The organism is Paenibacillus lactis, from assembly GCF_017873605.1.
GTDB classification, from domain to species: Bacteria; Bacillota; Bacilli; order Paenibacillales; family Paenibacillaceae; genus Paenibacillus_AQ; species Paenibacillus_AQ lactis.
The window spans coordinates 1-12,433 of record NZ_JAGGKI010000003.1 but is presented as its reverse complement, the minus strand read 5'-3'; the positions used below and the strand labels follow the sequence as shown (position 1 = coordinate 12,433).

Here is a 12,433-nt window from a genome sequence, read left to right as displayed (position 1 = left end):
AAAGCGGTAAATGCCGAAGGGCGGGATATGCGCCCGAGAGCGGATGCGCTGCCCTTTAGAACGTGACCGGCAGTGAAGCCAAGCTCTGCGAGGAGAGCGTAAAGTGCCAGGCGATATCCTCCCTTGGGATGGCGAGCTTCAGATTCGGCATGCGCTTGACCAACGTGCCGAACGCTACATCGCCTTCAACGCGGGCAAGCGGCGCCCCCAAGCACATGTGAATCCCATGCCCGAATGCGAGATGGCGTTTGATCCGACGCGCAACATCGAGTTCTTCCGGATCGGTAAACTGGCTTTCGTCCCGATTGGCCGATTTCAACACGGGGATCACGATATCCCCTTTCTTAATCCGCTGTCCGCCAAGCTCAACGTCTTCGGTGGCATAGCGCGGTCCCGAGGCCGTAGCAGGTCCGTTGAAGCGAAGCAGCTCCTCGACGGCTGACGGCACGAGACCGGGATCGGCTTTGAGTTTCTCCCATTGCCGTGGATGGTCCAGCAGCATCAAGGTTCCAGTCGCGATCAGGTTGGATGTGGTTTCGTGGCCGGCAAAGATCAATAAGGTAATCATCGAGATCAGTTCATCCTCGTTCAGGCGGTCCCCTTCCTCTTCGATGGCGATCAGCTGGCTGATCAAATCCTCGGCCTGGCGCTTTCGTTTATCCGCTACAAGCCGTGCGGTATATTCGCCGAAGGCGCTCATATGGGCTGCGACCGTTGGATCCTGCTTCTCATAGCCAAGGCCGCGTGCGAGCGCCTCAGACCAAACGCGGATTTGGTCCCGGTCTTCCAACGGTACGCCCAGCATTTCGGAAATGACATTGATCGGTAACGGATAGGCATAATCCTTGACGATGTCCATCCGCCCTTGAGCTTGTACCTGGTCGAGGAGCTCGTCGGCAATTTCTTGAACGCGGGGGCGCAAGCTTTCCATGTATCTGGGCGTGAAAGCTTTGGAAACCAGGCCGCGCAGCCGCTTGTGATCTGGCTCGTCGACGAATAACATGGATTTGCCGGTAAAAAAGGTCGCTGGAGCGGATGCTTCCGCCGTTTCGGCGAGCGTTCTCCGAATGTCTTGATAACCGTCGAGCGAGCTGGGATCCACGGTGAAGCGAGCGTGATCCTTCAACACCTGGATGGCTTCCTCCATCTGAGTGACGATCCACGTTCCCCCGGAACCGCCTAGCGGATTCGGAATCGGAATCACGGCACCGCTAGCGCGAAGCTGAGCGAATAACGGGAACGGGTCTGTATCGTTCTTCCCGCCAAAAAAGCTGAATCCGGCTTGATCTGATGCGCTTAGTTTCGATCTGTCCATGGTAACCATCCTCTCTCACAGGTCGATTTTGTCTCCCCACTCTAAATGGCAAGCAGACTTCAATATCTGCATTCCTACCAATAAACAACCATTTCCTCCTTACTTGAGCCACGTTAAGAATAGTAGATATTTCCGATGAATAGCTTCCGGACAACGATAACCTCCCTCCTAATGAATGATCTGAATAATGAACAATTGTTCATTATAATTATAGATTAGTGATCAGATCACGGTCAAATTCAGGCGTCCGTATGGCGGATCGTCGAACCGGCGCCGCAAAATGACATGGTCACGGATTTGAGGAGCTACGACCCTACACACAAGTACGAATGTTTGGCCGGTCCTACTCGAATCATGATTGCGTTTACAAGATTGCCCCGATAATTCGGATGTTTTCTAAAGTTCACAGGATATTTTGCCGTCCGAAAGCGACCTATAATAGCCCTATAAGCGGTTGCTTGTAACTCAAGCGGCGATTCCGTTGGGAAAAAATAAAGCGGATTCACAACATTCGTCTCCCGATCGAGACCGGGCAGAAAGGAATCGAGATGCTTCAAGAACAATGGAACGCAAGCGGAATTAGGGTTACCAAGTTTTAGGGATTTACATGAGGAGGCCTACAGATGAAGATTGAAAGACATCCGGAAAATCCGATCGTGGTGCCGGGAGGATACGAATGGCGGAAAGTTACCGTATTCAATCCTGCCGTCATTATCGAGGACGGGAAATTTTACATGATCGAGCGGACTGCCGGTTCGCTGACGCCATGCAAAAACTTCCTCGGATTGCTGGAAAGCGAAGACGGCGTGCATTTCACGCACGTGAAAGACGAGCCGATCGTGACGCCGGACCAACTCGGGTTCCCGTACGGCAGCGTGCAGGATCCGCGCATAGTCAAGATTGACGACACTTTTTATATGAACTACGCGCTGCGCCCTTGCGCCATGAGCTATTATCCGACCGGACGGGGCGTCCCGGAGCGTTCGATTCCGGAATATCCGGACGGTTGGGGCGAACAGGAAGGCCACTGGCTGACCCGTTCTTCGATCCTCACCTCCAAAAACCTGATCGATTGGGAGTTTTTGACCGACACGACGCCGCTGGACATCAATGACCGGGACAACATCCTGTTCCCTGAAAAAATCAACGGCAAATACGTGCTGCTTCGTCGGCCCGAAGAATACGTGGGGGATCAATACGGCACGGACAAAGCGGCGATGTGGATCACGTATTCCGATGATCTGATTCATTGGGAGGAGCCAAGACTGTTGGCCAAAGGGGAGAATCCGGCCTGGGAATCGCGAAAGATCGGCGGATCGACGCCGCCGGTTAAGACGGACCGCGGATGGCTCGTCTTGTATCACGGCGTGGACGACGAGGTGGTATATCGCGTAGGGGCGATGCTGCTTGATCTCGATAACCCGGAAAAAGTCATCGCCCGGACCCGGAATTTCATCATGGAGCCGGAGACGTATTACGAGAAATTCGGGTACCAGATTCCGAACGTTATTTTCCCGACCGGCAATGTGGTGAAGGACGGTCTGTTATACATTTACTATGGTGTGACCGATACGGCGATTGCACTGGCGACCGTGCCTCTGGACGAGCTGGTGGATTATATATTGAACGAACCGCAAAGCTGATCAGGAGATGACCGCGATACCGCGGTTCATCATGATAACAATTTGAAACCGCATACAGTCATTTTTACAGGAAAGATAACCCGTTGTGATCGTAAATACCCCATTTAATGTTTTTATCTCGGAGACTTTTATTATGACGAAAAGAGGGCTGGTTATGAACAAAACAATCAAAGGCAAAAGAATGCTGCTGCTCGGACTGGTCGCGATGATTACACTCTTCACTGCCGCCTGCGGCAAGGACAACGCTGGAAGCAGCGGCAGCGGGGCCGAAGGAGAGCAAATCACGCTAAATATGATGCATCCATGGACTTCGCCTAACGTGGACAACGAAGTGTACAAGGCCCGGATTGCCGAATTCGAGAAGCAGCATCCGAACATCGTGATCAAGCAAGACGGCGTGCCGGCCGCCCAATACAAGACCAAGCTGCGCACGCTTGCGGCAGGGAACAATCTTCCGGATATTAACGTGGTCTGGCCGGGAGCGGACCTCGATCCGCTGGTGGCGGGGAATTTGCTGCAGCCGATCAACGGCCTGATGGACAACTGGTCCTCGATCCTGCCGGAATCGGCGCTGGCCGGGTTCAATGTGGACGGGCAGCAGTACGCAGTGCCAACGAAGCAAAACTTTGTGGATATCATCTATTACAACAAGGACATGTTCGCACAAGTCGGCTATGATCAGTTCCCCGATACGTACGATAAATTTATCGATGCCGTTAAAAAGCTGAAAGAGGCGGGCATTACGCCGATTTCACTCGGGAACAAGGAACAATGGCCGCTTCAATCGTCCTATATTTCGATCATCGGCGACCGTTTTACGGGGAGCGATTTCTTAACGAACGTCCTGGAGAAGAAGGCCAAGTTTACCGATCCGGAGTTCGTGAAGGCGTTGTCGGTCATCGACGAATTGACCAAGCTGGATGCGTTCAATACCGACGCCAACAACATGGACTCGGTGCAGGCGCAGGATTATTTCATCCAAGGCAAAGCCGCTATGCATATTTCGTCCGCCACGGTTGACGGCCGGGTTCGCATCAACAACGAGGAAGGCGACAAGTTCGGCATTGCCCTGTTCCCAAGCGTGGAAGGCGGCAAAGGCGATCCGTCCAAGAGCGCAGGCGTCGTTCAGTACGGTATTGCGATCAAGAGCGGGCTGGACGAGAAGAAACGGGAAGCCGCTGAGGAGTTTCTTAAGTTTTTCGTCAGCGAGGATTTGTACAAAGAACTGATCAGCAGCGGCGTCGTCGTCCCGGCGAAGGTAGAGGTGCCGGAGGATGCGAGCCCATATCTGAAAGAAATGCTGGAATTGACAGGCAATGGCACTGCCCCGGTATTCGACAGCGTTATTCCGACCCAAGTGGTTGACGTGCTTCAGAACGGACTGCAGGCGCTGACCGTCGGCCACGGGACGCCGGAAGAGGTTGCGAAGGAAATGCAGGAAACGTTTGACGACATGAATCAATAGCAGTAACTGTAACGTAATCATTCAATCATTCAATCATTCATCCTGTTGCCCAAATCCGAAACGATGTGGAAAACCCGAACTTCAACGGGTTTTCTTCCTTCTTCGGGGGTGGGCAGGGGTGCAACAAAGGAGGAACCCTGATGCAAACGCTAAGAGGAACCAAACTCGCCATATTCCTCGGTTTGTTTCCGGCGCTGATCATCTATTTGGGCATTGCCATCGTTCCGATCGGGTTGTCCTTGTATTATTCCCTGATGAACTGGAACGGGATCGGCTCGATGACTTTCGCCGGGCTTGATAATTACGTAAAAATTTTGGGCGACGACACGTTTTGGCTTTCGGTGAAAAACAACGTCATCATCATGGTGACCGGCCTGATCGGACAAATTCCGCTCGGCCTGCTGCTTGCCCTGCTGCTTAACCGAGGCATGAAAGGGTCCGGTTTGTTCCGAACCATCGGATTCATGCCGGTCGTCATTTCCTCGGTCATGGTCTCCCTCATCTGGGGCATGGTGTACAACACCGAATACGGCATGCTGAACAACTTGCTCGGCATGATTGGGCTGGACGGCTGGAAGCAGAATTGGCTGGGGGATTCGACATGGTCGATGCTGTCGATCAGCATCGCCTATATTTGGCAGAACTGCGGCCTTTATATGGTGATCTTCCTGGCTGCACTGCAGAACATTCCGGAGGAAGTCAACGAGGCTGCGGAGCTGGACGGGGCCACCGGCCTGAAGCGAACGCTGCGGATTACGATTCCGATGATCCGGGGAACGATTATGGTCGGCGTGGTATACAGCATCAGCAACTCGTTCCGCGTCTTCGACCTCATTCAGATCCTGACGGGCGGCGGCCCGGCGCACCAGACGGAAGTTATGACCATCTACATGTACAACAGCGCGTTCATCAACATGCGTTACGGTTACGGCAGTGCGGTATCCATCCTGGTTCTGCTGTTCAGCCTGATCGTCATTACGCTCATCAATCGGGTCGGCCGGGAGAAGGACGCTTAACGAAAGGAGGAAACGCCATGAAGAGAAAGTCGGGCCTGTTCCAGTTATTCGCATACACATTTTTGGGCCTGTTCGCTATTATGAATATAATCCCGCTCTTTTGGATGGTGGTCAACTCCTTCAAGGAGGAGCAGGAATATGCCGCCTCGCCGTTTTCGCTGCCGCATACGCTGCAGTTTTCGAACTACGCCAAGGCTTGGGAAGTTGCGAACATGGACGTCTATTTTTTGAACAGCATTATCATCACGTTTGCTTCCCTGATCATTACGGTGCTGCTGGGAGCACTTGCGGCATATTTCCTTTCCCGCTTCCAGTTCAAGCTGCGGGGCGTGACTTATAGCTTGTTCTTGCTGGGGATGCTGGTGCCGATCCATGCAACCTTGATCCCGATCTTTTTGATTATGCAAAAGCTGCAATTGCTCGATACGTACTGGTCGCTGATTTTGCCGTATACGGCTTTTCACTTGTCATTGACCGTGTTTATCCTAGAGGGCTTTATGCGGGGATTCCCTAAAGATCTGGAAGAGTCGGGCGTCATGGACGGCGCGGGGGTGTATCGCATCTTCTGGTCAATTATTTTGCCGATTACCCGGCCGGCTTTGGCGACGGTCATTATATTGAACTTTATTTATAATTGGAACGAGTATCTGTTTGCGCTGGTCCTGATCACTTCGACGGAGCTCAAAACGCTGCCGCTCGGGCTGGCCAATTTCGCCGGCATTGAAACGGCGAGCCTTACGCTTCAAATGGCGGCTCTGACGATCGCGCTCATTCCGATCCTGATCTTCTACCTGCTGCTGCAGAAGCAGCTCGTGAACGGAATGACGGCAGGCGCGGTCAAAGGCTAGTGCGCGGGTAGGCGGATGGAAGGGGAGAACAGCATGAAGACCCGTTACGGAAAATACCTGGGAAATTTCGGCTTGAAGCGGAAAGCGCTCGCCATTTTTCTTCTCTTCGTCATTTTGCCTACGTTCGGCGTCGGCGTCGTCGCTCAATATAAATTCAATCAAGTCCTGATGGACCAATTCATGAACTCTACCAAACGGAATTTGGATAACGTCGCGAGCCAGCTCGGCGAGCAAACCAAAATGGTGGAGGATATCGCCAACTATCTCATCCTAAGTCCGGATATGCGGTCCTTCCTGAGGCCATCACCTCCCCTAAGCAGCGGCCAGCAGGCCAATCTCAAGCGCAACATCGAAGAATTCCTTACCTTTCAGCTCATGTCCCGGAGCTATATCCGCTCGATCGAAATTTCCGGCTATAACGGAAGTTTCATCGAGATGGGCGAGCCGTTCAGCGGGGATGAATCGATGTGGGTGCGTCAGGCCGAGGCCCGCAAGGGGGGCATTGTCTGGACGGAGGGGTACAGCCTGAACAGCGATTGGTACGGGCCCACCCGCCTCCTCTCGATGTTCCGGATTTTGAATTCGTACAATGACATTACGAAGCCGCTAGGCAGGCTGACCATCCGCATGGACGAGGCCGGCATCGTCAATCTGCTCGAGAAGGGGATTTTCGAGGAGGATCAGGGAAGCGTGTTCATCGTTGGGGAACAGGGTCAGATCGTACTCGGCTCCCGCGGCGCATTGAGCGAACAATTTGCGCCCGACGAAACGCTGGTGAACAAGCTTTCCTCCGGAAGGGAAGGCTTCTTTCATTATCCGGTTGAAGGCAAACGCTATTTAACCTTGTACAAGCCGATCGAAAGCACGGGCTGGAACGTCGTGGCCTTGATTCCCGAGGCTACCGTGGCGGAGGAGTTCCGCGGCGTCAAAATGCTGATGCTGTTCATACTCGCCGCGATTTTGCTGCTCGGTTTGACGGCGCTGATCGGCTTTCATTATACGATCATCACTCCGATACTGCGGCTGAAGAAGGAGGCGAGCCGAGTCGCCTACGGGGACTTCAACGCCCGCGTGCCGATCCAATCCCGGGATGAAATCGCGGAGCTGAACCGGACGTTCAACGAAATGGTATCCACCATCCAGCAATTGATCGAGCATAAGTACAAGCTGGAGCTCCGGGAGCGCGAGTCCGAGCTGAAGCTGATGCAGAACCAGATGGATCCGCACTTTCTTTACAATACGCTGGACATGATCCGTTGGACGGCTAGATTAGAGCAAGCGGAAAAATCGAGCCAGCTGATCGAAATGCTGTCCAAGTTCTTCCGCGCCAGCGTTAATAACGGCAGCTACCGGACGACGCTGCGCCGGGAGATGGAGTTCGTTCAATCGTATCTGTATCTGCAGCAGCGACGTCTTGGTGACAAGCTGACCTATACGTTATCGATGGAAGAAGGCCTGGAGGATACGCCAATGCTGAAAGCGACCATCCAGCCGCTGGTGGAAAATTTCCTCAAGCACGGGTATGACCGGGGCAAACCGATGAATGACATCCTCGTGAACGCTTCCCGGGTCGCCGATGAAATCGTGATCGACGTGATCGACAACGGCAAGGGAATGCCGGCCGTTCGCCGCCAAGAGGTGATGTCATCGCTTCAGGGGAGGGCCAGGGAAGGGGGCCGGCAGGGAGCGATGTCCAATATTCATGAGCGGCTTTCGATCTTTTTCGGACCCGGCTATGGGCTCGAGTTGGTCAGCACTTCCTCAAAAGGCACCTGGGTCAGGCTGAGGCTTCCTGGGGGAGATATTCAAGATCAAGGCGGTGATAAGCATGGACAATCAATGGACGGTTAGGGGCAAGCTTGTCAATATGCTGATCGTGGACGACGAGCCGGTCATCTGCGAAGGATTGCGGCGCACGATCGATTGGGAGCGTCTTGGCGTCCGGGTCGTGGACGTAGCCTATGACGGGGCGGAGGCACTGCGGCTCGTCGGGGAGCGAGACGTGAGTGTCGTCTTGTCCGACATCCGCATGGAGGGGATGGACGGACTTGAGCTGGCGGAGCGCTTGAAGGAGCGGTTTCCGAATGTCCGCATCGTCATGATCAGCGGCTACGAGGATTTTGAATACGCGCGTCAGGCGATTCGTCTCGGCGTTAGCGACTACCTGCTGAAGCCGGTCGATATCGATGAATTGACGGAAGTCGTCAAGGCCATTGTCGAAGGCGTTCGGGGTCGGGAAAGAGACGGGGGCATCCAGGAAGCGAAATTATGGCTGTCGAATATGGCGCGTCAAGGGACTGCTTACGGCAAAGAAGCCCCGCCGTCTCTTCATGGAGCGGAATTTCGCGTGCTGGCAACCCAGATGGTACGGTTTATGGAACGGTTCGGTGAGCAGCCTCCGGAACATTACGACGAGATTCAGGACGATTGGGTGGATCGGCTGCATGCGGAGCTGCGTTGTCCTTTTCTCCGCTTGATTTCTGTATTTGACCACGAAAATCTGTTGTATACGCTGATCGTATCCGAGATCCGAATGGATCTCGCTGCCTGGGACCGTCTGCTGGAGGCGGCCGAGCCCGTGCTGCAGAAGGCCGGGATATGTTGCGGAGCTTCCGGGCCCTACGGCGATTTGACAGAGACGGCCGAGCGGTGCGCGGAGGCTAGCCGCCTGCTGCCTTATCATTTGCTGGAGAATAAGACGGTGCTGCTTCCGGATTACCCGCGCACGGCCGGGCGCGGCCCGGGTACAGCCACAGCCGACTTCGATGCGGAGGCTGCGGCACGGAATCTGATGGCGGCAATGCTCAAGCGGGATCATAACGAACTGGATGCGCTCGTTGCGGAAATGTTCGCTTTTTTCCGGGAAAAGCGGTTTTTGTCGGAGGAACTGTGGATCGCATATGAAGAATTGGCCGTGTTGATAAGGCAGCGAATGCGGAGAAGCGGCCAGACCGGGCTAGATGATGTCCATCTGGCAAGCCCGGATATGAACCACTTCAACTCTTATGGCTCATTGGAGCGTCTCGTGCAGGGACATATGCGGGAATGGCTGAAGTTCATCGAGCGGTCCGGCATGGATAAATCGTACTGGATCATCGAAAAGGCAAAAAAGTATATGAACGAGCATTACCGAGCCGATTTAAAGGCCTCTGAAGTGGCGTCTTGGCTGAAAATAACGCCCAGCTACTTCAGCTATATTTTTAAGCAGAGCACGGGAAAGGGCTTTACGGAATATATGAACGAAATGCGGATGGAGCATGCGAAAGAGCTCTTGGCCACGACGCATGACAAAGTGTTTGAGATTGCGGACAAAGTAGGGTATAAAGAATACAAATATTTTGTATCCGTATTCAAAACGTACACAGGGATGACGCCGAAGGAGTACCGCGGACTCAGCGCCGCGAGGGACGCGGGCGGCAGAGTGCATTAAGGGCCAAAGCCCACAACGATGAAGCGGGGGAATGAAAAGATGGAAAAATATAAGTCTGCCCGAGTGCCGTTGGAAGAGCGAATCGAGGATTTGCTCGGAAGAATGACGTTGACGGAGAAGGTAGGACAGCTGAACCAGCGAATGTATGGGTGGAACGCCTATGTTAAAAAGGACGACGGGTTCCATCTGACCGAAGCGTTCAAGGCCGAGGTGGCTTGGGGCGGCGGCATGGGCGCGCTTTACGGGCTGTTTCGCAGCGATCCGTGGTCCGGTGTCCACTACGGCAACGGCATTACGGCGGCGGAGAGCGCGAAAGCGGCTAATATGGTGCAGCGGTACGTGATGGAGCATACCCGTCTCGGCATTCCGGTGCTGCTGGTGGAGGAGTGTCCGCATGGGCATCAGGCGCTGGACGGGATGCTCCTTCCGGTCAACCTTGCCGCGGGGGCTACCTGGAATCCGACGCTGCTTCAGCGGGCTTATGGTTTGGCGGCCGCCGAGATCCGGAGCCGCGGAGCGCATATCGGCCTCGTGTCGGCGCTCGACATCCTCCACGATCCGCGCTGGGGCCGGTCCGAGGAATGCTACGGCGAGGATCCGTACTTGGCGGCCCGGTTTACGGAAGCGGCCGTGCGGGGTATGCAGGGCGAGACGCCGGAGGAGATGGCCGGGCCGGATAAAGTCGCGGTCGTGCTCAAGCATTTGTGCGCCCAAGGCACCGCGCAGGGCGGGCGCAATGCGGGACCGGCTCCGATCGGGGAGCGCGAGCTGCGCGAGATCCACCTTCCAGCCGCCATGGCCGGGAAGGCGGCCGGCGCCGCCGGTTTCATGGCGGCGTACAACGAGATCGACGGCGTGCCCTGCCATGCGAATAAGCGGCTGTTAACCGGCATCCTTCGCGAGGAGTGGGGCTTTGACGGCATCGTCATGGCCGACGGCGTCGCAATCGACCGGCTTCTGGCGCTGACAGGCAGCTACGAGTCCGCCGCAGCGCTCGCCCTGGACTCGGGCGTGGATCTCAGCCTATGGGATACGGCATTCTCGACGCTGGAAGGCGCAGTACGGCAGGGGCTCGTTCGGGAAGCGGACATCGACCGTGCGGTGCGTAGGGTGCTTCGTCTGAAGTTCAGGCTGGGACTGTTTGACCATCCATATGTCAGCGAGAGCGGCCCGATCTCCATTGTCGGCCGTTCCGAATTCCGCGAGTTGAACCGGCAGGTGGCCAGGGAATCCGCCGTTCTGCTGAAGAACGAAGGCGGCCTGCTGCCTTTGGGCGAGGAGCGCCGCCGCATCGCGGTGATCGGCCCCAACGCCGATCAGCTCTACAATCAGCTCGGCGATTATACGAGCGTTCAACGCGAAGGCACCGGGATTACAGTGCTGCAGGGCATGCGCATGGCTGCCCCTGCAAACGCGGACATCGTCTACGCCAAGGGCTGCGGCATTCGCGATATGTCCGAGGAGGGCCTGGCCGAGGCCGTGGAGGCGGCGAAGGGGGCGGACGTCTGCGTGCTCGTGCTGGGCGGCAGCAGCGCCCGCCGCTTTGACGGGATGTTCGACAGCAATGGCGAGGCTATCGTCCCCGAAGGCGAAACGAGCAATCCTTCCGAGATGGACTGCGGAGAGGGCGTTGACCTGGCTGATCTTGCGCTGGGCGGCCTGCAGCAGAGGCTGCTGGAGGAAGTGGCCGCGACGGGAACGCCGGTAGCCCTGGTGCTCATCCAAGGGCGTCCGCATGCGCTCGCCGGCGTGGTCGAGCACTGCGAGGCCGTGCTGTGCGCTTGGTATCCGGGGCCGGAAGGGGGCGCCGCAATCGGCGAGCTGCTGTTCGGCAAGGCGAACCCGAGCGGCAAACTGCCCGTATCGATTCCGCGTTCCGCCGCACAGCTGCCGGTGTATTACAACCAGAAGGATCCCGGCCGGCCGCGTGTGTACGTGGATATGCCGTCCGCCCCGCTTTATCCATTCGGTTACGGGCTAAGCTACACGGAATTCCGGTACGGGGACGTTCGGCTCTCGCGGGGTGAAATCTCGGTGTTCGAGCTGCAGGAGGGCAGGAAAGTCGCCGTGACGGTCCGGCTCGCCAACACGGGCCGTAGCCCCGGAGCAGTAACCGTTCAGCTGTATATCTCGGCCCGCGAATCGGGCATTACCCGCCGCATTGCCGAGCTGAAGGCGTTTCGAAAGCTGGAGCTGGCACCTGGCGAGGAGCGGGACGTTACCTTCAGCTTGGGCCGGGAGGAACTGGCTTTCTGGAACCGGGAGATGTCGTTTGCGGTCGAGCCATGCCGTGTGACAATCGGGATCGGCGGTTGTTCGCAGGAGCTCGTCAAGGCCGAGCTGATCATTACGAGGGAAGGCAGCGGAAATGCGATTTTGAACTAAGGCTTACTTAGAGGGTCATCCCGCAAAAGCAGATTCTCAAAGCTATGCAATGCAATGAGCTGCGATAGATGGAAAAGCATCACCGACTCCATTCACGGACTTCTTTTTCCTTGTGGCCAAGAACGGAAAAGCTTCCGATATCCTGGAAGTTGTGACTCCTTCGGATAACGGATGGATTTTGCCTGGTACAATGACGTAAAGACAGCGCCTGCCGGTTAACGGCAGGTGCTTCTTTGTTGCGGCTTTAGCCAGTTGAGCTCGCGAAGCGTGCGAAACAAAAAACCACCCGCTATGCGGGTGGAGAGATCGAGGTTTGACCAACAAGACCATT

At 55.7% G+C, this 12,433-nt stretch carries 8 protein-coding genes; 7 read left to right on the top strand and 1 reads right to left on the bottom strand.

What is annotated here, in order from left to right; all coding sequences use genetic code 11:
• Positions 1 to 55 precede the first annotated feature (55 nt).
• Positions 56 to 1,315: a cytochrome P450 family protein gene (locus J2Z18_RS05670; RefSeq protein WP_007127475.1), complete on the bottom strand. Its 1,260-nt coding sequence runs from the start codon at positions 1,313 to 1,315 to the stop codon at positions 56 to 58.
• Positions 1,316 to 1,938: 623 nt separating this feature from the next.
• Between J2Z18_RS05670 and J2Z18_RS05665 the strand changes: the two genes are divergently transcribed.
• The 7 genes from J2Z18_RS05665 to J2Z18_RS05635 all read left to right on the top strand — a co-directional run bounded on the left by J2Z18_RS05665 (position 1,939) and on the right by J2Z18_RS05635 (position 12,102).
• The gene (locus J2Z18_RS05665; RefSeq protein ID WP_007127476.1) at positions 1,939 to 2,958 is read left to right on the top strand and encodes a glycoside hydrolase family 130 protein; all 1,020 of its coding nucleotides are present in this window, start codon (positions 1,939 to 1,941) and stop codon (positions 2,956 to 2,958) included.
• A gap of 154 nt (positions 2,959 to 3,112) precedes the next feature.
• Positions 3,113 to 4,423, top strand: a complete 1,311-nt coding sequence (locus J2Z18_RS05660) for an extracellular solute-binding protein (RefSeq protein ID WP_040737942.1) — start codon at positions 3,113 to 3,115, stop codon at positions 4,421 to 4,423.
• Between the two features lie 140 nt (positions 4,424 to 4,563).
• Positions 4,564 to 5,439 carry a carbohydrate ABC transporter permease gene (locus tag J2Z18_RS05655; protein ID WP_007127478.1) on the top strand — a complete coding sequence of 292 codons (876 nt, stop codon included), beginning with the start codon at positions 4,564 to 4,566 and terminating at the stop codon, positions 5,437 to 5,439.
• 17 nt (positions 5,440 to 5,456) lie between these two features.
• Positions 5,457 to 6,287 carry a carbohydrate ABC transporter permease gene (locus J2Z18_RS05650; protein WP_007127479.1) on the top strand — a complete coding sequence of 277 codons (831 nt, stop codon included), beginning with the start codon at positions 5,457 to 5,459 and terminating at the stop codon, positions 6,285 to 6,287.
• 33 nt (positions 6,288 to 6,320) lie between these two features.
• The gene (locus J2Z18_RS05645; protein WP_210094366.1) at positions 6,321 to 8,138 is read left to right on the top strand and encodes a cache domain-containing sensor histidine kinase; all 1,818 of its coding nucleotides are present in this window, start codon (positions 6,321 to 6,323) and stop codon (positions 8,136 to 8,138) included.
• Positions 8,116 to 9,717: a response regulator transcription factor gene (locus J2Z18_RS05640; RefSeq protein WP_210094365.1), complete on the top strand. Its 1,602-nt coding sequence runs from the start codon at positions 8,116 to 8,118 to the stop codon at positions 9,715 to 9,717. The genes J2Z18_RS05645 and J2Z18_RS05640 overlap by 23 nt, the downstream gene beginning before the upstream one ends.
• 39 nt (positions 9,718 to 9,756) lie before the next feature.
• Complete coding sequence (locus J2Z18_RS05635) at positions 9,757 to 12,102, top strand: glycoside hydrolase family 3 N-terminal domain-containing protein (RefSeq protein ID WP_210094364.1); 2,346 nt, start codon at positions 9,757 to 9,759, stop codon at positions 12,100 to 12,102.
• The last annotated feature ends 331 nt before the right edge of the window (positions 12,103 to 12,433 follow it).